This is a genomic window from Stenotrophomonas sp. CASM101 (assembly GCF_049384845.1).
GTDB lineage: Bacteria > Pseudomonadota > Gammaproteobacteria > Xanthomonadales > Xanthomonadaceae > Stenotrophomonas > Stenotrophomonas hibiscicola.
On record NZ_JBMRFR010000014.1, the window covers coordinates 82,356 to 102,305 of the forward strand.

Annotated in this window: 21 protein-coding genes; 3 read left to right on the forward strand and 18 right to left on the reverse strand. The window is 67.0% G+C overall.

Annotation, left to right across the window (positions count from 1 at the left end):
• From VG543_RS16915 to rlmD, 9 genes are all read right to left on the reverse strand, one after another.
• The gene (locus tag VG543_RS16915) at positions 1–270 is read right to left on the reverse strand and encodes a hypothetical protein (RefSeq protein ID WP_019662157.1); all 270 of its coding nucleotides are present in this window, start codon (positions 268–270) and stop codon (positions 1–3) included.
• A 180-nt stretch (positions 271–450) separates the two neighbouring features.
• Positions 451–1,719 (reverse strand): FAD-dependent oxidoreductase, encoded by a 1,269-nt coding sequence (locus tag VG543_RS16920; protein WP_111103083.1) that lies wholly within the window; start codon positions 1,717–1,719, stop codon positions 451–453.
• A 102-nt stretch (positions 1,720–1,821) separates the two neighbouring features.
• The gene (locus VG543_RS16925) at positions 1,822–2,028 is read right to left on the reverse strand and encodes a cold-shock protein (RefSeq protein ID WP_005410590.1); all 207 of its coding nucleotides are present in this window, start codon (positions 2,026–2,028) and stop codon (positions 1,822–1,824) included.
• An 88-nt stretch (positions 2,029–2,116) separates the two neighbouring features.
• Entirely contained in the window at positions 2,117–2,863 is a 747-nt protein-coding gene (locus VG543_RS16930) for an S-methyl-5'-thioinosine phosphorylase (RefSeq protein WP_049430529.1), read from the reverse strand.
• Between the two features lie 82 nt (positions 2,864–2,945).
• Entirely contained in the window at positions 2,946–3,500 is a 555-nt protein-coding gene (locus VG543_RS16935; protein WP_005410592.1) for a hypoxanthine-guanine phosphoribosyltransferase, read from the reverse strand.
• Entirely contained in the window at positions 3,500–4,507 is a 1,008-nt protein-coding gene (nagZ, locus tag VG543_RS16940) for a beta-N-acetylhexosaminidase (protein WP_423179213.1), read from the reverse strand. The genes VG543_RS16935 and nagZ overlap by 1 nt, the downstream gene beginning before the upstream one ends.
• A 115-nt stretch (positions 4,508–4,622) precedes the next feature.
• The gene (locus VG543_RS16945; protein WP_134734773.1) at positions 4,623–5,318 is read right to left on the reverse strand and encodes a DsbA family protein; all 696 of its coding nucleotides are present in this window, start codon (positions 5,316–5,318) and stop codon (positions 4,623–4,625) included.
• Positions 5,319–5,431: 113 nt separating this feature from the next.
• On the reverse strand, positions 5,432–5,917 hold the full coding sequence (locus VG543_RS16950; RefSeq protein ID WP_053500339.1) for a CYTH domain-containing protein: 486 nt from the start codon (positions 5,915–5,917) through the stop codon (positions 5,432–5,434).
• Positions 5,918–5,951: 34 nt separating this feature from the next.
• Entirely contained in the window at positions 5,952–7,286 is a 1,335-nt protein-coding gene (gene rlmD / locus VG543_RS16955; protein ID WP_031270572.1) for a 23S rRNA (uracil(1939)-C(5))-methyltransferase RlmD, read from the reverse strand.
• A gap of 127 nt (positions 7,287–7,413) precedes the next feature.
• Here rlmD and VG543_RS16960 point away from each other — a divergent pair, with 127 nt between their 5' ends.
• Positions 7,414–8,142, forward strand: a complete 729-nt coding sequence (locus VG543_RS16960; protein ID WP_031270573.1) for a response regulator — start codon at positions 7,414–7,416, stop codon at positions 8,140–8,142.
• A gap of 511 nt (positions 8,143–8,653) precedes the next feature.
• On the opposite strand, the gene recO is transcribed toward VG543_RS16960, so the two are convergent.
• From recO to rpoE, 9 genes are all read right to left on the reverse strand, one after another.
• Complete coding sequence (recO, locus tag VG543_RS16965) at positions 8,654–9,373, reverse strand: DNA repair protein RecO (RefSeq protein WP_019662165.1); 720 nt, start codon at positions 9,371–9,373, stop codon at positions 8,654–8,656.
• An 18-nt stretch (positions 9,374–9,391) separates the two neighbouring features.
• Positions 9,392–10,288: a GTPase Era gene (gene era, locus VG543_RS16970; protein WP_019662166.1), complete on the reverse strand. Its 897-nt coding sequence runs from the start codon at positions 10,286–10,288 to the stop codon at positions 9,392–9,394.
• Positions 10,285–10,965, reverse strand: a complete 681-nt coding sequence (gene rnc, locus VG543_RS16975; protein WP_019662167.1) for a ribonuclease III — start codon at positions 10,963–10,965, stop codon at positions 10,285–10,287. The genes era and rnc overlap by 4 nt, the downstream gene beginning before the upstream one ends.
• Positions 10,955–11,338, reverse strand: coding sequence for a DUF4845 domain-containing protein (locus VG543_RS16980; protein ID WP_010482821.1), 384 nt, complete (start codon positions 11,336–11,338; stop codon positions 10,955–10,957). The genes rnc and VG543_RS16980 overlap by 11 nt, the downstream gene beginning before the upstream one ends.
• A 37-nt stretch (positions 11,339–11,375) precedes the next feature.
• Complete coding sequence (gene lepB / locus VG543_RS16985; protein WP_423179229.1) at positions 11,376–12,170, reverse strand: signal peptidase I; 795 nt, start codon at positions 12,168–12,170, stop codon at positions 11,376–11,378.
• Positions 12,171–12,224: 54 nt separating this feature from the next.
• Positions 12,225–14,018, reverse strand: coding sequence for a translation elongation factor 4 (gene lepA / locus VG543_RS16990; protein WP_019662169.1), 1,794 nt, complete (start codon positions 14,016–14,018; stop codon positions 12,225–12,227).
• A 180-nt stretch (positions 14,019–14,198) separates the two neighbouring features.
• Positions 14,199–15,731, reverse strand: a complete 1,533-nt coding sequence (locus VG543_RS16995; RefSeq protein ID WP_019662170.1) for a DegQ family serine endoprotease — start codon at positions 15,729–15,731, stop codon at positions 14,199–14,201.
• A 74-nt stretch (positions 15,732–15,805) separates the two neighbouring features.
• Positions 15,806–16,687 carry an RseA family anti-sigma factor gene (locus tag VG543_RS17000; protein WP_423179230.1) on the reverse strand — a complete coding sequence of 294 codons (882 nt, stop codon included), beginning with the start codon at positions 16,685–16,687 and terminating at the stop codon, positions 15,806–15,808.
• Positions 16,684–17,304, reverse strand: a complete 621-nt coding sequence (rpoE, locus tag VG543_RS17005; protein WP_019662172.1) for an RNA polymerase sigma factor RpoE — start codon at positions 17,302–17,304, stop codon at positions 16,684–16,686. The genes VG543_RS17000 and rpoE overlap by 4 nt, the downstream gene beginning before the upstream one ends.
• Positions 17,305–17,539: 235 nt before the next feature.
• Between rpoE and VG543_RS17010 the strand changes: the two genes are divergently transcribed.
• Both VG543_RS17010 and VG543_RS17015 read left to right on the forward strand, forming a co-directional pair.
• Complete coding sequence (locus VG543_RS17010) at positions 17,540–19,603, forward strand: 3-hydroxyacyl-CoA dehydrogenase NAD-binding domain-containing protein (RefSeq protein ID WP_346473901.1); 2,064 nt, start codon at positions 17,540–17,542, stop codon at positions 19,601–19,603.
• 184 nt (positions 19,604–19,787) lie between these two features.
• Positions 19,788–19,950 (forward strand): transposase (locus tag VG543_RS17015; protein WP_167693009.1); only part of this gene is annotated, 163 nt, incomplete at its 3' end.

The window sequence follows — 19,950 nt, forward strand, 5'->3', positions numbered from 1 at the left end:
TCAGGCGGGGCGGATCTCCAGCTGCGGCATCAACTGGAACTCGGGCGTGTCCCCTTCACGCCGCCGCGGCAAGGCCTGGATCCTCGCCAGCATTTCCTGCGCGCAGGCGCGGATGCGTGCATGGTGTTCCGGCGACGCGTGGCTGATCAGGCTGCCCACATGGAATTCAAACACGTCCTCCAGTACGTCGGGCTGGTCCTCGTGCAGCATCTGCAGCAGACCACGCAGCTTGCAGATTTCCGATTCCAGCTCCTCGACCGCGAACAACATGGCGTCCTCCTCTTCAACAACAGGCGGCGCGTCCGGGCCGCAACAGGCCGCAACGGCAGCGCCGCCCGGGCCACGCGCGATGTCGATCACGGAAAGGAAAACGGGCGACGCGCAATCGCGTGCAACCCACTTCTCGCATATCTGTAGTGACGCAGCCGTTAATTCACGTGACGACGCGCCTCACGCACTGGCCGTGATCGCGTTGCTGGGAGGCATTGCCATCGACGTGCCCAGTTCGTTGACGAATGCCGGGTCCAGTTGGAGCGAGCCAAGCCAGCCATGCTGCGTGCCACTGAGTATGCGCAGCATATGCCCACGGCCACCGGGCAGGCGCCCCATCGGGCCAAGCAGCACATCACGCGCTTTCGCCCAAGCGTCGCGGTCGGACTGGAACAGTGGCGTCAGCCAGCGGCTCCAGCGCTGGTACACGGCCACATGCGCGCGCCGCTGCGCTTGGTAGGCCTGCAATGCCGCCGCACTGCCGCCATGGCTGCGCACGGCATCGCGCAGTGCCAGCGCATCGAGCAACGCCATGTTCACACCCTGCCCCAGCTGTGGGCTCATCGCATGCGCCGCATCACCGGCCAGCACCATGCGGCCTTGGTGCCAACGTGTCATCACCGCATCACGGTAAACGGCGCGCGCCATCTGGCCGGCATCGCGCAGATGGGCGAAGCGCGCACTGGCCTGCGGCCACAGCGCATGCAGTTCATCCAGCCAGGGCGCCATACCTTCGGCCTGCCACCGATCGAAATCGGCGCGTGGCAGGCTCCAGAAGAAGCTCAGGCGCGGCGTGTCATCACCGGGGCGGGTACCGACCGGCAGCAGCCCGATCATCTTGCGCGCGGCCACGTAGCGCTGGCGCAGCTCGCTCATGTGCGGCCAGTCCTCGGCCGGCAGCAGGCACCACAGCGCGCCCCACGGGTAAACCCTGTCCAGCGCGATGCCCCGCTCGACGCCGCCGCGCAGCGTTGAAGCTGCACCATCGGCAGCCACCACAAGGTCGAACGGTCCGTGCTGGCGCCCCTCGCTGTCGCGCAAACGCCCCTGTGCGGCGTCGACGGAAACGATGGTGGTGCCGACATGCAGCTGGCCGGCGCCATCGCGGGCTTGGTCCAGCAGCGAAAACAGCGCCCCGCGCTGCATGCCCAGCCCATGCAGGCGTGCATCCAGCCCGGCATAGGCCATGTCCATCACCGCGCGCTCGCACGGCGTGTCGCCATACAGGCGGTGCACCGGCGCGGCATGTGCACGCACGGAATCAAGCAGGCCCATCTGCCACAGTACCTGCAGGCCGCTGGGCTGCAGCAGGAAGCCGGCGCCAACCGGTCCCGGCGTGGGCACGCGTTCGAAGATCTCCACCTCGTGGCCGTCACGGGTGAGCAGGATGGACACTGCCTGTCCAGCGGTGCCGTAGCCGATCACGGCGATGCGCAGTCGTTCCTTCATGGGCGCATTGTGCCCGAGGTGGGTGGATCGCGAACGGGCCGCGAGCATGCCGCGCAAAAAAAACCCCGCCGGAGCGGGGTTTTCAACGCACTGTCGAGTGGATCACTCGGCCGGCGTGATGTTCGAAGCCTGGGCACCCTTCGGGCCCTGGGTCACGTCATAGGTGACACGCTGGCCTTCCTGCAGGCTGCGGAAGCCCTTGGAGTTGATGGCGGAGAAGTGCGCGAACACGTCGGCGCTGCCATCCTCCGGCGAGATGAAGCCAAATCCCTTGGCGTCGTTGAACCACTTGACGGTACCGTTCGGCATGGTGATGCGAGACCTTATGCAATGAATGGGTGGTGTACGCTGAACCCGCGCACAAGCTGAGTATGCAAAGCTTGCTCGGCGAAGACAATCACCCCCGTGCCAATTCACCTACCAGTTCCGGAAGTCCGTTGCTGGCGGCCTGCACGTTGGCAAGTACTTCAGCCATCGTGATCTCTTCACCATCGCCACAGCCGGCAGCCCAGTTGGCGATGATCGCCAGGCAGGCGTAATCCAGCCCCAGCTCCCGTGCCAGTGCGGCTTCCGGCATCCCGGTCATGCCCACCAGATCGCAGCCGTCGCGGCGCATGCGGGCGATCTCGGCGATGGTTTCCAGGCGCGGGCCCTGCGTTGCGCCGTAGCAGCCGCCGTCATGGACCGTGACACCGGTCACTTTCGCAGCGGCCAGGATCTTGCTGCGCAGCATCGGCGTATAGGGGTGGCCGAAATCGACGTGGACCACGTCGGTGCCTTCTTCTTCACAGATCGTGCTGATGCGGCCCCAGGTGTAGTCGATGATCTGATCCGGGCAGGCCAGCACGCGCGGACCAAAGTGTTCGGTGATGCCTCCCACCGTGTTCAACGCCAGCACGCGCTGCGCGCCCAGTTGCTGCAGTGCGGCCAGGTTGGCGCGGTAGTTGATCTTGTGCGGCGGCAGCGAATGGCCCTCGCCATGCCGCGCCAGGAACGCCACGCGGTGTCCAAGCAGCGTACCGACGCGTACCGGGCCGGACGGGCGGCCGAAGCGGGTGTCGACCTCGTGGGTCTGCACGTCGTCAAGCTTGGCCAGGTTGTAGACACCGGTACCGCCGATCACGGCCAGGGCGATCTGTTGCATTCAAAGCACTCCATGAAAAGACCAACGCCGGCACCCGAGGATGCCGGCGGCAGAAGAAGACGCGCCGCGGGCGGCTGCGCCGTTATTCCTTCATCGCGTAGATGGCCGGCACGCAGCGCAGGGTTTCATTGACGTCCATGCCGAAGCCGAACACGTAGCGGTCCGGCAGTTCGATGCCGGCGTAGTCGGCGGTCACGTCCGGCAGCGCGCGGTCGTGCTTCTTCACCGTCATCGCGGCGATGCGCACGTCGGTCGCGCCCTGTTCCAGGCACCAGGTGCGCACGCCCTGCAGGGTGTAGCCCTCGTCCAGGATATCGTCGACCAGCAACACGCGGCGGCCGAACAGCGAAGTGGCCGGCTTGTGCTTCCAGACCAGGTCGCCGCCGGTGGTTTCACCGCGGTAACGGGTAGCGTGCAGGTAATCGAACTGCACGTCCTGGCCGCGCGCGCCCAGCTCCAGCGCCAGCTGGCCGGCGAACGGCAGCGCACCGTGCATGATGGACAGGAACAGCGGCACCTCGCCCTTGTAATCGCGCGCGATGGCGTCGGCGATACCAGCGATGGCCTTGTCGATGGTGGGGCGGTCGACCAGCAGGTCAGCCTGGGCCAGGGCCTGGGAAATGGTGAGGTTGGGCATCAGACGGTTCTTCCAAGGGTTTCAATCAGACGGGATTGGGTGTGGCCATGGCGGGCATCGGCCAGCAGGCCATCCCAGCCAAGCGCGCCGCGGCCGAGCAGGCCCAGCAGCGCAGCAGTATTGAGGGAGCGCCCCTGCACCGCGTGCAGGGCTTCATCAACCAGCTCCGGGTGGCAGACCAGCACCACGTCGCAGCCGGCGTCCAGGTGTGCGTGCACGCGCGCGGGCACGCCACCGGCACTGTGCGAGGCGGCCATGCCGATGTCATCGGAGAACACCACGCCGCGGAAGCCGAGCTCGCCACGCAGGATGTCCTGGATCCAGCGCGGCGAATAGCCAGCCGGTTCAGGCGCAATCTGCGGGTAGATCACGTGCGCCATCATCACCGCGTCGGCACCGGCGGCGATGCCGGCCTGGAATGGCACCAGGTCCTGCGCGCGCAGCTCGTCCAGCGCGCGCGGATCGATCGCGGTATCCACGTGGGTGTCTTCCAGCACGGTGCCGTGGCCGGGGAAATGCTTGAGCGTGGCGGCCATGCCGACCGCATGCATGCCGCGCACATAGGCAGCGGTGAACGCCGCAACCACCTGCGGGTCTTCACTGAAGGCGCGGTTGCCGATGGCGCGGTTGCCGCGGCCAAGATCGACCACCGGCGCGAAGCTGAGGTCCAGCCCGCTGGCGCGGACTTCACTGGCCATCAGCCAGGCGTGCTGCTCGGCCAGCGACAGGGCCTGCTGCGGGTCGCTGGCGTACAGGGCACCGATGTCCTGCAGTGGCGGCAGATCACTGTAACCTTCGCGGAAGCGCTGTACGCGGCCGCCTTCCTGGTCCACGCAGATCAGCTGCGGGCGCGGCGCAGCGGCGCGGATCGCCGCGCTCAGATCGGTTACCTGCTGGCGCGAGGCGAAGTTGCGCTTGAACAGCACTACCCCGGCCACGGCATCGTGCTGCAGCCAGTCACGTTCCTGGGTGGTCAGTTCGGTGCCGGCAACGCCGATCAGCAGCATGGTTGATCTCCACAACGCGCGCCCGCATGGCGCAGTGCCGCATTGTCGCAGAACCGGCCGACAGGCGCAGTGGTCAAGGGGAAAAGGGAAATGCGGGGGCTCTGCCCCGGTCTGCTCAGACCCTGCAGCCGTCCGGGCCGCAGGCCTCGTCGTCGCCAGCCGGGGCGGCCGGGGGCCCCTGTTCGGCCGCGATCTGGCGCAGCGCGTTGGCAAAGCCTTCTGGCGGCTGCGCCCCGGAGATCGCCCACTTCCCGTCGATGACAAAGGTCGGCACGGAGGAAATGCCCAGCGCATGGGCCTGGCCGAGCTTGGCCTCGACCTCGGCCAAGCCACGGTCCGAGGCCAGCATCTGCGCGATTTCGCCACCGTCCAGGCCGCCAGCCACGCCGGCCTTCACCAGTACAGCGTTGTCGGCCAGGTTCTGGCCATGTTCGAAGTGGGCGCGGAACAGCGCCTCGCTGACCGCATCCTGCACGCCGTGCTCGCCGGCCAGCCACAGCACTCGGTGCGCCGGCAGCGTGGTCACCCGCACCTGGCCCTGGTTGAAATCCATCGGCAGCCCCTCCGCGCGTGCGGTGGTCTGGGTCTGGCCGAGGATCTGCTCGGTGCGCTCGACGCCCCCGAACTTGCGCGCATAGGCCTCGCGCAGCGGCACCGGGGTGTCGTCCGCATCCGGGTCCAGCTGGAACGGCTGCCAGTGGATATCGAGGTCAGGCGCATTGGCGCCCAGCAACTGCACGCCCTGCTGGAAACGATGCTTGCCAATCCAGCACCAGGGGCAGACCACGTCGGAGTAGATGTCGATTCTCATCCCCACGACATGGGGACCGCCTTCCTCGATAAAAGGGGACGGAGGGGATTAAGTCGCTTTCCGCACAGGCGGGGTAAAGACGACTTAATCCCCTCCGTCCCCTTTTTGGGGGTTCACCACTGTGAATACGGGCGGCTGGCCAGGGCAACGTTGTAGTAACGGGCGTCATCGGTCACTTCGGCACCGACCCAGTCCGGCAGGTCGATGGCTTGGTCGGCGCTTTCCAGCTCGACCTCGGCCACCACCAGGCCGGCGTTGTCACCGAGGAACTCATCCACTTCCCAGGTCAGGCCGGCGTGTTCGACCAGATGGCGGCGCTTGTCGATCAGGCCGCCGACACACAGCGCCAGCAGTGCGCGCGCGTCCTCCACCGGGATCGGGTAGTCGAACTCCTGCCGGGTATGGCCGAGGGTGCGCGACTTCAGGTTCAGCGCGGCGTGGTCGCCTTCGATGCGTACGCGCACCGAGGCGTTCTGGGTGCCGCGGTCGAGCGCGCCCATGTCGTTGATGTAGCCCTGCGCCATCGGGATCACCCGATGCGCGGCGGTGCGCCAGCCATCGCTGCTGACCAGGAATTTGCGTTCGATTTCGATGCCCATGGCGCAATTATGCGCCACGGGTGATGACACCTGCTCAGCGCTTCTCGAATACCGCGATGCTTTCCACGTGCGCGGTGTGCGGGAACATGTCCATGGCACCGGCGCTGACCAGGGTGAAGCCCTGTTCGTTGACCAGATAGCCGGCATCGCGTGCCAGCGAGCCCGGGTGGCAGCTCACGTAGACAATGCGCTTGAACTGCTTCAGCGGCAGCTGCTGCAGCACTTCGATCGCGCCCGAGCGCGGCGGATCCAGCAGCAGCTTGTCGAAGCCCTGGCGCATCCACGCCGTGCTGCGCTGGTCCTGGGTCAGGTCGGCGCTGAAGAACTGGGCGTTGGCCAGGCCATTGCGCTCAGCATTCTCACGGGCGCGCGCGACGAGGCCGGCATCGCCTTCCACGCCAACGACCTCGCGCACGCGGCGGGCCAGCGGCAGAGTGAAATTGCCCAGGCCGCAGAACAGGTCCAGCACGCGCTCGTCCTCACCCGGCTCCAGCAGATCCAGGGCATGGGCGATCATCTTCTCGTTCAGCTTGGCGTTGACCTGGATGAAGTCCAGCGGGCGGAATGCCAGTTCCACATCCCAGGGCGCCAGCCGGAACGACAGGGGCACACCCTGCCCGTCCAGCGGCTGCACGGTGTCCACGCCACCGGACTGCAGGTAGATCACGAAGCCATGCTGCTGGCCGAAGGCAGCCCAGGCCGCACGGTCCGCATCGCTGAGTGGCTGCAGGTGGCGCACGGTCAGGACCACGGCCTGGTCGCCGGCGATGAACTCAATCTGCGGGATATCGCGCTTGCCATCGAGCGATTCGATGAAGGTGGACAGCGCCTCGACCTTGGTGCCGATCTCCGGGATCACGGTCAGGCACTGGCTGAGGTCGGCGACGAAACGCGGATCCTGTTCACGGAAGCCGACCAAGGTCTTGTCCTTCTTCTCGACCCGGCGCACGGAGAAGCGGCCCTTGCGACGGTAACCCCAGCTGTCGCCGACCAGCGGCGCAAGCACGGTGCCCGGCTTCACATGGCCGATCCGCTCCAGGTTGTCCATCAGCACGCGCTGCTTGGCGACGATCTGCTGGTCTTCGTCCAGGTGCTGCAGCACGCAGCCGGCGCAGGTGCCGAAATGCGGGCACTTCGGGGTCACGCGCTGCGGCGAGGCCTGCAGAACTTCCAGAGTGCGCGCTTCGTCGAAATGGCGGCTGCGGGCCGTCTGTTCGGCCGTCACCACCTCACCCGGCAGGGCACCGCTGACGAAGGTGACCTTGCCGCCCTCGCCTTCACGGCGGGCGACGCCGCGACCATCATGGCTGAGGTCGAGGATTTCGGTCTGGAACGGGGTACGGTCGATGCGGGAGCGGGATCGGGCCACGTGGCAACAGGCTGCGGGCAAAAATGGGGGCGTATTGTCGCAGATCCTGACCGGCAGGGTCCGGACCCGCTTGCGCCCGCCGCCGCCGTGCTTGATGATTGCAGCAGCTGACATGGAGGCAGCCCTGATGCAGATGACCCCGCGGGCCAGCCGGCCCCGCTTCCTGCTTGTCGAGGACGACATCATCAGCCGCGGTTTTTTCAAGGCGGCGTTGGAAACGTTACCGGCGGATGTGGACACCGCAGATTCGCTGGCCAGCGCTTTGGCCAGCGCCGAACCCGGCGCGCACGACCTGTGGCTGATCGACGTCAACCTGCCTGACGGCAATGGCGCGCAGCTGTTGCGCGAACTGCGCCGTTCACATCCCGACACCCCGGCGTTGGCACATACCGCTGACGGTGACACGTCCATCCATGCCCGCCTGCGCGAAGCTGGCTTCAGCGACACCCTGGTCAAGCCGCTGGGCCGCGACCAGTTGCTGAAGGCGGTGCGCCGCGCACTGGTGAACAGCCCGGCGGGGATCTCCGTTGCCCCGGCCCCGGCAGCGGTCGAGCTGCAGGTACAGGACTGGGACGAGACAGCGGCACTGGCCGCGCTCAATGGCCAGCGCAACCACTTGATCGCCCTGCGCGAACTGTTCCTGGCCGAGCTGCCGGGGGTGCGTGACGCGGTCGAGCAGGCGGTGGACCAGCATGATGAGCGTCAGCTGCGCAGCCAGTTGCACCGGTTGCAGGCGAGCTGTGGGTTCGTGGGCGCGGCACGCTTGGCCCGGGCGGTACGCCAGCTGCATCATGCGCCGGAGTCCGGGCAGGCCCAGGATGGGTTCCGCGCGGCGGTGGCGGCCCTGCTGCATTGAGGGTTGTTCGGCAGGGCTGCGCCCTGCACCCGCCAAAGCTAACGTCAAATTCAACGTCAAAAGCCGGCATCCCGTGGGATGGCGGGGCGGTGTCGGAGCGCGGGGACGCCGTGAACCCGTCCATGGGGGCTTGGCAGCCGCATCCATGCGGCTGACACCCCGCACTCCGACACCGCCCCGCCTCTGACAGATTTCCGCGATCTGGTAGATCCACGCCATGCGTGGATGAATCTCTGTCAGATATCGAAATTCAAACTGGGGGTCAGATCCGTTTTCCGAAGGAAAACGGATCTGACCCCATTGCCATTCCGACAGCTCGCGGAAAACTGTCGAAGGCGGGGTGGGTCCGGTTGCGGGAGTGTCCGCGGCATGGATGCCGCGGCCAAGCCCCCATGGATGGGTTTACGGCGTCTCCCGCAACCGGACCCACCCCGCCTACCCACGAGTAGCCAGCTTTTGCCGTTGCCGTTGATTCGGCAGGTGCAGGGCTGCAAGCCCTGCCGAACACCCCCTACCTGCGGGGTGCGAGCTGCTCGAGCATTTCCCAGGACTTCAGGCCGCGCGGCCCGAGGTGATGGGCCAGCACCCGCCGCATCGGCAGGCGCAGGCTGGCCAGGTCGGCGGCAGCGGGCTCTTCGTCGGCCGCCAACGCCAGCAGCGCCGAGCCAGTGGCCGCCGCCCGGCGCTCCCCGCCGCGCTCGCTCAGCAGTCGCTGCGCGCCTTCCTGAGGATCCAGTTCGTAGCGCGCCGCCGGGTCGATCGGCTGGCCATCGCTGGCGCTGTCCAGATCGAAACCCAGGCCCAGCGCGGACAGCAGCTCGCGTTCGAAGCGACGCAGGGTCCAGGCCAGGCCGGCGCCCACGGCCAGCCGCGCACGTGCCTCGCCGTAGGCCAGGTACAACCCGGGCAGCGGGTCCTGGCGCGGGGCCAGGCGCAGGGTCAGTTCACTCAGGTAGAAGCCGGCCAACATCGCCTGGCCGACCAGGCGTGGCGCGGCATCCAGCGCCTCGGCACCGCGCAGCTGGGCCAGTTCACCGCGCTGCTGGGCACTGAAGCGTATCCATTGCAATGGCTGCAGGGCAGCGCGCAGCACCTGGCCCTTGGCGGTTGACACACCACGCGCGAGCAGGCCGATACGGCCATGCTGCGCGCTCAGCACTTCGACCAGCAGGCTGGTCTCGCGGTAGGCCCGTGCATGCAGCACGAAGCCGGTGTCGTCCTCGATCAGCATCGAAGCGACCGCAACGACTTACTCGTAACCGAAGGCCTTCAGTGCGGCCTCGTCGTCGGACCAGCCTTCACGCACGCGCACCCAGGTCTCCAGGAACACCTTGGCCCCGAACAGACGTTCCATCTGCAGGCGGGACTTGGCGCCGATCTCCTTCAGCCGGGTGCCACCCTTGCCGATCACGATCGCCTTCTGGCCTTCACGTTCGACCCAGATAACCGCACCGATGCGCAGCAGGTTGCCATCTTCGGTGAAACGCTCGATTTCCACCGTGGTGGCATACGGCAGTTCCTCGCCGAGCTGGCGCATCAGCTGCTCGCGCACCAGTTCACCGGCCAGGAAACGCTGGCTGCGGTCGGTGATCTCGTCCTCGCCGAACATTGGCGGGGCTTCCGGCAGCAGCTTCAGCACATCGCGCACCAGCGCTTCCAGGCCGTTGCGCTTCTGCGCGGAGATCGGATGCACGGCGGCGAAGTCGCGACCTTCGGTCACCTGCTGCAGGAACGGCAGCAGCGCGCCCTTCTCCTTCAGGCGATCGATCTTGTTGACCACCAGCACCACCGGAATGCCAGCGTCGCGCAGCACATTGAAAGCCAGGCTGTCCTCTTCATCCCAGCGGCCGGCTTCGATCACCAGCAGGCCGGCGTCGACGCCTTCCAGCGAGCCGCGCGCAGCGCGGTTCATCACCCGGTTCATCGCCCGCTTCTGCACCTTGTGCAGGCCGGGGGTGTCGACCAGCACCAGCTGTCCTTCCGGATAGGTGGCGATGCCCAGCAGGCGATGGCGCGTGGTCTGCGGGCGGTTGGAAACGATGCTGACCTTGGCGCCGACCAGGGCATTGGTCAGGGTCGATTTGCCCACGTTCGGGCGGCCGATGACGGCCACGCTGCCGCAATGATGGGAAGTTTGTTCGCTCACTTGGAATCCAGTTGTTCTAGGACGGCCGCAGCCGCCTGTTGTTCGGCAAGCCGCCGCGAGGCGCCTTCGCCCTCGGTGCTGGCGGCCGGGTCGGCTACGTTGCAGCGTACCCGGAAGTGCTTGGCGTGGTCGTCACCGGATTCTGACACCAGCTCGTACTGCGGCAACGCCTTCTGTCGGGCCTGCAGCCATTCCTGCAGGCGGGTCTTGGGATCCTTCTCAGGCCGGCCCGAGGCCGGCAGCGCCTCGATCGAAGCACTGAACCAGGGCAGCACCACTGCCCGGCAGGCCTCGAAGCCGGCATCCAGGTAGATCGCAGCCACCACGGCTTCCACCGCATCGGCCAGGATCGAGTCGCGGCGATGACCACCGGACTTCATTTCGCCCGGGCCCAAGGTCAGCCGCTCGCCCAGTTCCAGGCTGCGCCCGATCACCGCAAGCGCGCCTTCACGCACCAGCTCTGCGCGGGCACGGGTCATCGCCCCTTCGTCGGCCTTGGGCCAGCGCCGGTACAACGCCTCGGCCGCCATCATGTTGACGATGCTGTCGCCAAGGAACTCCAGCCGCTCATTGTGCGGCGCACCGGCACTGCGATGCGTCAGCGCCTGCTTGAGCAGCGCCGGGTCGCTGAAGGCATGACCGATCAGGTCGCCACGTTGGATGAATTTACTGGGCACCGCTTCGTGTCAGGTCCTGGGAAGAATCGAATTTGCCAACCACATCGAGGTTGCCGATCAGCTGACGGCGCACTTCGTAGTTGACCTTGAGGGTCCAGCCATTGTCGCGACGGTCGAACTTCACGTTGGCCGGCTTCACGTTGTCCGAGTAGTTGATGTACAGGCGCTTGAAGAACAGGTCCTGGATGCGCGCCGGCTCCATGCTGCCCACGCCCGGCTCGTTGGCCAGGCTCTTCATCGCCGAGCGCACAGCGTAGTACTCCTGATACATCGGGAACAGCTTCATGCCGATGTAGAGGAAGAAGCCCACCACGATCAGGACCGTCAGGAACGAGGTCAAGGTCATGCCACGCTGCGTGTTCATCGTCTTCATTGCGTTCTCCCCAGATACGCGTTGGATGTGAAGGTACTCAGTTGATGCTCGAGCCGATCCGCGACGGCTCGAAGCCATCCTTGCACAACCAGCCCTGGCAGTTCAGCCAGATCAGGAACGCCTTGCCGCGCAGGTTTTCTTCCGGCAGCAGGCCCCAGAACCGGCCATCATCGCTGTTGTCGCGGTTGTCGCCCATCACCAGGTACTTGCCGGCCGGCACGGTCCACTGGCCCTGGCCGCGCGGATAGTCGGTCTCCAGCACCGTGTGGGTGCGGCCCGGCAGGTGCTCGAGCAGCAGGTTGGCGCCCTCGGCCTGGCCCTTGTGGCCGGCGTAGATACCCTTGTTGTCATACTTCAGCGGCTCGCCGTTGAGGATCACGCCGTCGCCTTCAAAGACCACGGTGTCACCCGGCACGCCGATCACGCGCTTGATGAAGTTCTCGCCCTTGGCCGGATCGTTCTCGCCATGGCCGGGGAAGTGGAACACCACCACGTCACCACGCGACGGCTCGCCAAACGGCAGGATCTTGGTGTTGCTGATCGGCAGGCGCAGGCCATAGGAGAACTTGTTGACCAGGATGAAATCGCCGATCAGCAGGTTCGGCATCATCGAACTGGACGGAATCTTGTACGGCTCCGCAATGAAGCTGCGCACGACCAGCACGATCGCCAGCACCGGGAAGAACGCACGCGAGTAATCCACCAGCACCGGCTCGGAATCGAGCAGGCCCGCGCGCTGGGCGCGACGCTTGGCGAGGTACAGCTTGTCCGCAAGCAGGATCAGGCCCGAGGCCAGGGTCAGCACGACCAGGAGGATCTCAAACAGTTTCATTCAGGGTCCTTTGCAACGTCACCAGACGACCGGCCCCGCAGGGCCGGTGCGGGCTTACTTGTTGTCCATCTGCAGCACGGCCAGGAACGCTTCCTGCGGGATCTCCACGCGGCCGACCTGCTTCATGCGCTTCTTGCCTTCCTTCTGCTTTTCCAGAAGCTTCTTCTTGCGCGAAACGTCGCCACCATAGCACTTGGCCAGCACGTTCTTGCGCATGGCCTTGACCGTGGTGCGGGCGATGATCTGCGAGCCAACGGCGGCCTGGATGGCCACGTCGAACATCTGGCGCGGGATCAGGTCCTTCATCTTTTCGCACAGCTCGCGGCCGCGGCGGTCGGCATGGCTGCGGTGCACGATCAGCGACAGGGCATCGACCTTGTCGCCGTTGATCAGCACGTCCACGCGCACGAACGGGCCGGCGTCGAAGCGCACGAAGTGGTAGTCCAGCGAGGCATAGCCACGGCTGACCGACTTCAGCTTGTCGAAGAAGTCCAGCACCACCTCGGCCATCGGCAATTCATAGCTGATCTGCACCTGGCTGCCCAGGTAATTGATGCCGATCTGGCTGCCGCGCTTTTCTTCGCACAGCTTGATGATGTTGCCGATGTACTCCTCGGGAGTGAGCACGTTGGCACGGATGATCGGCTCGCGGATCTCCTCGACCTGGTTCACCGGCGGCAGCTTGGCCGGATTGTCCATGTTGATGATCGAGCCATCGGTCTTCAGGACCTCGTACACCACCGTCGGCGCGGTGCTGATCAGGTCCAGGTTGTATTCGCGCTCCAGGCGCTCCTGCACGATCTCCATGTGCAGCATGCCCAGGAAGCCGCAGCGGAAGCCGAAGCCCATCGCCTCGGAGCTTTCCGGCTCGAAACGCAGCGCGGCGTCGTTCAGGCGCAGCTTGTCCAGCGCTTCGCGCAGGTCCGGGTAGTCCTCGGCGTCGACCGGGAACAGGCCGGCGAACACGCGCGGCTGCATTTCCTGGAAGCCCGGCAGCGGCTTCGGGGCCGGGTCGCCGGCCAGGGTCAGCGTGTCGCCGACCGGCGCACCGTGCACGTCCTTGATGCTGGCGGTGACCCAACCCACTTCACCGGCCTTCAGCGCCGGCAGCACCTTGCGCTTCGGGGTGAACACGCCAACGTTGTCGACCTGGTGGTTGCGGCCGGTGGACATCACCTGCAGCTTGTCACCGGCCTTGATCTCGCCCTGCATCACGCGCACCAGCGACACCACGCCCAGGTAATTGTCGAACCACGAATCGATGATCAGCGCCTGCAGCTTGTCGGTGTCGCGCGGCGCCGGCGGTGGGATGCGGTGCACGATCGCTTCCAGCACATCCTGCACGTTCAGGCCGGTCTTGGCGCTGACCGGCACCGCGTCGGAGGCGTCGATGCCGATCACGGCCTCGATCTCGGCCTTGGCGCGCTCGATGTCGGCGGTGGGCAGGTCGATCTTGTTGATCACCGGCACCACTTCCAGGCCCTGCTCCACCGCGGTGTAGCAGTTGGCCACCGACTGCGCTTCCACGCCCTGGGCGGCATCGACCACCAGCAGCGCGCCTTCGCAGGCGGCCAGCGAGCGGCTGACTTCATAGGAGAAGTCGACGTGGCCGGGGGTGTCGATGAAGTTCAGGTGGTAGGTCTGCCCGTCCTTGGCCAGGTACGGCAGCGACACCGACTGCGCCTTGATCGTGATGCCACGCTCGCGCTCGATCGGGTTGGAGTCGAGCACCTGCGCTTCCATCTCGCGGGCCTGCAGGCCACCACAGAGCTGGATGATGCGGTCGGCCAGCGTGGACTTGCCGTGGTCGACATGGGCGATGATGGAGAAGTTGCGGATGTTCCGCATCGAATCAGAAGACATAGGTGGCGGCGGCGCGCGGCGTCGTCAGGGTAACGGTCGATTATCGCATGCCCGGCGCCCGCCCGCGAAAACGGCCTCATCGAGCCGGGCCCGGAATGGCCGAAGCCCCGCCGGGGCGGGGCTTCGGGGGAACCACGTGGCCGCCCGGGCGGCCCTGCACCGGCCTTATTGGCCAGCCTTGACCGCTACGAACGCGCTGTTGCCGCTGCCGGTGCGCACCAGCAGCATCACCACGTCGCCCTTCTTGTAGCTGGACAGCGCACGGTTCAGCGCGTCCACGCTGCCGACCTGGGTGCTGGCTACCTGCAGGATCACCATGCCCGGAGACAGGCCCGCATCGCGCGCGCCCTGGCCCTTGACCCCGGTGATGCGCACGCCCTCGCCCGATTCCAGGCCCAGCTGCTTGCGCTGCGGCGCGGTCAGGTCACTGACGTCCAGCCCCAGCAGGGCGTTGGCGCCGGCCTGTGGAGCCGCATCGCTGTTGCCGGCAGCCGGGCCACGCGAACTGGCCTGCGCATCTTCGGTCAGTGCGGTCAGGGTGGCGCTGAGGTCGCGTGGCTTGCCATCGCGGATCACGCCCAGGGTGACCCGGCTGCCCGGTGCCATCGCGCCGATCAGCGGGGGCAGGTCGGACCAGCTGTTGACCGGCGCGCCGTTCACCGAACGGATCACATCGCCGATCTTCACCCCGGCCCGGGCTGCAGCCGAGTCCGGCACGATCTGGTTGACCAGGGCGCCGCGGCTGTCCGGCAGGCCCATCGCCTGCGCTTTCAGGCCGTCGATTTCCTGCACCACCGCGCCGAGCTGGCCACGGGTGACTTTGCCGGTCTTCTTGATCTGCTCGACCGCGCTCATCGCCAGGTCGATCGGGATCGCGAAGCTGATGCCCATGTAGCCGCCCGAAGCAGAGAAGATCTGCGAGTTGATGCCGACCACTTCGCCACGCGTGTTCAGCAGCGGGCCACCGGAGTTGCCCTGGTTGATCGCCACGTCGGTCTGGATGAAGGGCACGTAGCGCTGGTCCGGCCCGCCGGTGCTGCGGCCAAGGGCACTGACCACGCCGGCAGTGACCGAGTGATCGAGGCCGAACGGCGAGCCGATCGCGACCACCCATTGGCCCGGCTTGAGGGAGTTGGAGTCGCCAACGCGCACGGTCGGCAGGTTCTTGCCGTCGATCTTCAACAGCGCGACGTCGTACTGCTGGTCGCTGCCCACCACTTTCGCGGTGAACTCACGGCGGTCGCCCAGCTTGACCTTCACCTCGCTGGCATCGGCCACCACGTGGTAGTTGGTCAGTACATAGCCATCGGGCGAGATGATGAAGCCCGAGCCCATGCCACGGCCCTTGATGCTGGGGCCGCCATCCGGCCCACCCGGCCCCTGCCCGGGCATCGGGAAGTCCGGGCCGAAGAAGCGGCGGAAGAACTCCGGCATGTCATCGTCGCCCATCGGGCCGCGGGCGACCTGGCGGTTGTTGCGGACGATGGTGGTGTCGACGTTGACCACGCCCGGGCCGACCTGTTCGACCAGATTGGTGAAGTCGGGCAGGCCGCTGACCAGCGGCTGCGCCGGTGCCCGCGCTGCTGCAGCTGGCGCAGGCTGGGTCTGCGCGGCAGGCGCGGGGGCCTGTGCGCAGGCCACCAGGGGAAGGGTCAGGGCCAGCAGACCCATGGCCTGCGTGCGGAGTCGGGGAGTCATCGGACGGCAACCTCCGGATCGGATGGAAAGAGGAATACGGACCCCGCCGGCGGCGGGGCGTGAAAGCGCCCGGCTCAGTCGCGCGGGCGCGGCGGCACCGGCAGGTCGTCCTGCAGGCGCGGCTCGAACGGATAGAACGCCGCGCCGCCGGCATGGGCCGGGAAGCTGGCATTGAGTGCGCCACCGGCAGCGGGCGCCAGGCTGGAGCGCGGCCACGGCCGGGCCTGCAGTCCGCCCACCTCGCCGAACGGCAGGTTGCGGCTGGCGTTGGCCGGCACGGTCGGGGTCAACGGCGCCGGAGCTGCGGCGACGGCCCGTTGCGGGGCCTCGTCGCGCTGGGCGGCACGCGCAGCCTGCTGGGTACGCGTGGCGCTGGCACGGCGGGCGTCCTGACGACGGCTGGAAGCGGCCATCGCCACAGCCGGCGCAGCAGCCACGGCCATCGCGGCCGTCTCCACCGAAGCCTCGGTCACCGGGGCCGGCGTGGTGGGCGCCGGCGCCAGCTCCGCCTGGCTGGCGATCACCTGCGGCGCCAGCGGTTCACCCGGCGTGGCCTCCTTCAGCTTCTCGCCGCCGATGAACAGCGCGACGGCGGCCACCGATGCGGCCAGGGCGGCGCCGCCGCCCCAGGCCCGCCAGCCACTGCGGCGTACCTGGCGACGCGACTCGACCTGCGGCGCCGGTTCGGCCGCGATGGCGGCGGCCACGGCCGCGCTGAAGCCGGCCGGCGCCAGCGCCGACGCGTGCCCGCGCATCACGTCGCCCAGCAGCTGCCAGCGTTCCTGGCATCCGGCCAGCTCGGGGTCGTGCTCCATCCGGCGCAGCAGGAAGCGCGCTTCGTCGGCGCCCAGCTCACCATCGACCAGGGCCGACAGCTGCTCGCGATGGCGCTGGTCCAGGCGCTGTCCGGCGGGCGATTGGTGGTTCTGCGATTCGTTGAACGGTTTACTGGTCATACGCGGCTCTTCTCACGGGTGGCGCTGCCGATGTCCAGCAGCGGCCGGAGTTCGGTGTCGATCGCCTCGCGCGCCCGGAAGATCCGTGAACGCACCGTGCCGATCGGGCACCCCATCTTCTGCGCGATATCCTCGTAGCTCAGGCCTTCCACCTCGCGCAGGGTGATTGCCGACCGGAGTTCTTCCGGCAGCGCGTTGACGGCCTTCATTACCGTCTGTTCCAGCTCCTGGCGCATCAACTCGCGTTCGGGCGTGTCGGTGTCGCGCAGGCGGGTACCGGTGTCGAACTGTTCGGCGTCGCCGATGTCGATGTCATCGGTCGGCGGCCGTCGATTGTGTGAAGCCAGGTAGTTTTTGGCGGTATTCACGGCGATTCGATGCAACCAGGTTGAGAACTGGGCGTCGCCACGGAAACTCCCGATCGCGCGGTAGGCGCGGATGAAAGTGTCCTGGGCGACGTCCTGACATTCGCTCCAGTCGGCGATGTAGCGACCGACCAGGGCCACCACCCGATGCTGGTACTTGCGCACCAGGACATCGAAGGCGGCACTCTCGCCGTGCTGCACGCGCCGGACCAGTTCCAGATCCAGCTCCTGTGGTGTATCAACCTCGGCCATGAGGGGCCGCACTCCTGTCAGCCCAACCGACGTCGGGCAATGAGACTGCCAATCCCGGGAAAAGTTCAGTCGCCGATCACCTGGCGCCGCACCAGCTTTTAACCACCGTTCCGTTAGCGTCCCGGTCCACGGCCATGGATCCGGGGGCGCCACTCCCCTGCTATTGGGATTTGACGCGGGGGAAACAACCTCTGGATCATAGCCGCTTCTCCATACACAACCGGATGGAACGTCCATGCTCTCAGGCTTCGATGGTCTCCGCTTCAGCCACTGGCACCCCGAGATCCGCGACGACGGCGTGGTGGTTCTCTCCCTGGATCGTCAGGACAGCAGCGTCAACGCCATGTCGCAGGACGTGCTGCTGGAGCTGGGCGACCTGCTTGAGCGCATCGCGCTGGATCCGCCCAAGGGCGTGGTGATCCAGTCGCTGAAGAAGGCCGGCTTCATTGCCGGTGCCGACCTGAAGGAGTTCCAGGAGTTCGACCGTCGCGGCACTGTCAACGACGCGATCCGGCGTGGCCAGGCCACCTACCAGAAGCTGGCCGAACTGCCCTGCCCGACCGTGGCGGCGATCCATGGCCACTGCCTGGGAGGCGGCACCGAACTGGCGCTGGCCTGCCGCTACCGCGTGGCCTCCAACGACAGCAGCACCCGCATCGGCCTGCCGGAAACCCAGCTGGGCATCTTCCCGGGCTGGGGCGGCAGCGCCCGCCTGCCGCAACTGGTGGGTGCACCGGCGGCGATGGACATGATGCTGACCGGCCGCACCCTGTCGGCCTCGGCCGCGCGTGGCATCGGCCTGGTCGACAAGGTGGTGGCGCCGGCGGTGGTGCTCGACACCGCCGTCGCGCTGGCGCTGTCCGGCACCGCCCGCCCGTTCAAGCAGCGCGCGACGGCCTGGGCCACCAACACCTGGCTGGCGCGCACGCTGCTGGCCCCGCAGATGGTCAAGCAGGTGGCGCGCAAGGCGAAGAAGGACCAGTACCCGGCGCCGTATGCGCTGATCAGCACCTGGCAACGCAGTGGCGGCAAGCCGATCCAGGCGCGTTTGGACGCCGAGCGGCGCGCCGTGGTGAAGCTGGCCAGTACACCGACCGCGCGCAACCTGATCCGTATCTTCTTCCTGACCGAGCGACTGAAGGGCCTGGGCGGTGGTGATTCCGGCATCCGTCACGTGCACGTGGTCGGCGCCGGCGTGATGGGCGGCGACATCGCCGCGTGGGCCGCCTACAAGGGCTTCGACGTGACCCTGCAGGACCGTGAGCAGCGCTTCATCGACCCGGCCATGGAACGCGCGCAGGCGCTGTTCGCCAAGAAGGTGCGTGACGAGAGCAAGCGCCCTGCCGTGGCCGCGCGCCTGCGTGCCGATCTGGAAGGCAACGGCGTGGCCGAAGCCGATCTGGTGATCGAGGCCATCATCGAGAACCCCGAGGCCAAGCGTGCGCTGTACCAGACGCTGGAACCGAAGATGAAGCAGGACGCGCTGCTGACCACCAACACTTCGTCGATCCCGCTGGTGGAACTGCGCGATCACATCCAGCGCCCGGCGCAGTTCGCCGGCCTGCACTATTTCAACCCGGTCGCGCAGATGCCGTTGGTGGAGATCATCCATCACGACGGCATGGCGCCGGAAACCGAACGCCGCCTGGCCGCGTTCTGCAAGGCACTGGGCAAGTTCCCGGTGCCGGTGGCCGGCAGCCCGGGCTTCCTGGTCAACCGCGTGCTGTTCCCTTACATGCTGGAAGCGGCCACCGCGTATGCCGAAGGCATTCCGGGCCCGGTGATCGACAAGGCCGCCGTGAAGTTCGGCATGCCGATGGGACCGATCGAACTGATCGACACCGTGGGGCTGGACGTGGCTGCGGGCGTGGGCCGCGAACTGGCGCCGTTCCTCGGCCTGCAGATTCCGGCGGCCCTGCAGACGGTGGAACAGGACAAGCGCGGCAAGAAGGATGGCCAGGGCATCTACACCTGGGAGAACGGCAAGCCGAAGAAGCCGGACGTGGCCAGTGATTACCAGGCCCCGGCCGATCTGGAGGACCGCCTGATCCTGCCGCTGTTGAACGAGGCGGTTGCGTGCCTGCACGAAGGTGTAGTGGCCGATGCGGACCTGTTGGATGCGGGCGTGATCTTCGGTACCGGTTTCGCGCCGTTCCGTGGCGGCCCGATCCAGCACATCCGTGCGGTGGGTGCCGATGCGATCGTCGAGCGGTTGAAGGCGCTGCAGCAGCGCCACGGCGACCGCTTCGCCCCGCGCCCGGGCTGGGACAACCCCGCCCTGCGCGAACCAGTGGTCTGAGTTTATCGGCCGGGCCTGCGGCCCGGCACCCGCAGAGGCAACCGCCGAAGCCAGAGCCGGAGCAACAGTCGGCTCTGGCTTTTCTGTTTGTTGGGCGGGGCGGTGTCGGGTTGCGGGGACGCCGTAAACCCGTCCCTGAAGTGACCCCCGGGAGTTGGACGCCAGATCCAACCCCGAGGGATACATGAACAGATACGACGCTCGTTTCAAACTGCAGGTCGCCAAAGAGGCCTGCAAGACCTCCACATCAGTCAAAGCCGTTGCTCGTCGCCACAGCCTGGAGGCCTCCACGGTCAGGCGCTGGGTGGCGACCTATCGGCTGCATGGTTGGCGCGGATTTCATCGCC

What these genes read in the sequence shown, in the direction of transcription:
- VG543_RS17010 (WP_346473901.1), top strand. Translation starts at nt 17,540, where the DNA reads ATGCTCTCAGGCTTCGATGGTCTCCGCTTCAGCCACTGGCACCCCGAG.
- VG543_RS16935 (WP_005410592.1), bottom strand. Translation starts at nt 3,500, where the DNA reads ATGCCCAACCTCACCATTTCCCAGGCCCTGGCCCAGGCTGACCTGCTG.
- rpoE (WP_019662172.1), bottom strand. Translation starts at nt 17,304, where the DNA reads ATGGCCGAGGTTGATACACCACAGGAGCTGGATCTGGAACTGGTCCGG.
- VG543_RS17000 (WP_423179230.1), bottom strand. Translation starts at nt 16,687, where the DNA reads ATGACCAGTAAACCGTTCAACGAATCGCAGAACCACCAATCGCCCGCC.
- VG543_RS16980 (WP_010482821.1), bottom strand. Translation starts at nt 11,338, where the DNA reads ATGAAGACGATGAACACGCAGCGTGGCATGACCTTGACCTCGTTCCTG.
- VG543_RS16925 (WP_005410590.1), bottom strand. Translation starts at nt 2,028, where the DNA reads ATGCCGAACGGTACCGTCAAGTGGTTCAACGACGCCAAGGGATTTGGC.
- nagZ (WP_423179213.1), bottom strand. Translation starts at nt 4,507, where the DNA reads ATGCTGCTGATCGGCGTTGCCGGCACCGAACTGACCACCCAGGAACGT.
- VG543_RS16995 (WP_019662170.1), bottom strand. Translation starts at nt 15,731, where the DNA reads ATGACTCCCCGACTCCGCACGCAGGCCATGGGTCTGCTGGCCCTGACC.
- VG543_RS16945 (WP_134734773.1), bottom strand. Translation starts at nt 5,318, where the DNA reads ATGAGAATCGACATCTACTCCGACGTGGTCTGCCCCTGGTGCTGGATT.
- lepA (WP_019662169.1), bottom strand. Translation starts at nt 14,018, where the DNA reads ATGCGGAACATCCGCAACTTCTCCATCATCGCCCATGTCGACCACGGC.
- recO (WP_019662165.1), bottom strand. Translation starts at nt 9,373, where the DNA reads ATGCTGATCGAGGACGACACCGGCTTCGTGCTGCATGCACGGGCCTAC.
- VG543_RS16950 (WP_053500339.1), bottom strand. Translation starts at nt 5,917, where the DNA reads ATGGGCATCGAAATCGAACGCAAATTCCTGGTCAGCAGCGATGGCTGG.
- VG543_RS16930 (WP_049430529.1), bottom strand. Translation starts at nt 2,863, where the DNA reads ATGCAACAGATCGCCCTGGCCGTGATCGGCGGTACCGGTGTCTACAAC.
- lepB (WP_423179229.1), bottom strand. Translation starts at nt 12,170, where the DNA reads ATGAAACTGTTTGAGATCCTCCTGGTCGTGCTGACCCTGGCCTCGGGC.
- VG543_RS16920 (WP_111103083.1), bottom strand. Translation starts at nt 1,719, where the DNA reads ATGAAGGAACGACTGCGCATCGCCGTGATCGGCTACGGCACCGCTGGA.
- VG543_RS16915 (WP_019662157.1), bottom strand. Translation starts at nt 270, where the DNA reads ATGTTGTTCGCGGTCGAGGAGCTGGAATCGGAAATCTGCAAGCTGCGT.
- VG543_RS16960 (WP_031270573.1), top strand. Translation starts at nt 7,414, where the DNA reads ATGCAGATGACCCCGCGGGCCAGCCGGCCCCGCTTCCTGCTTGTCGAG.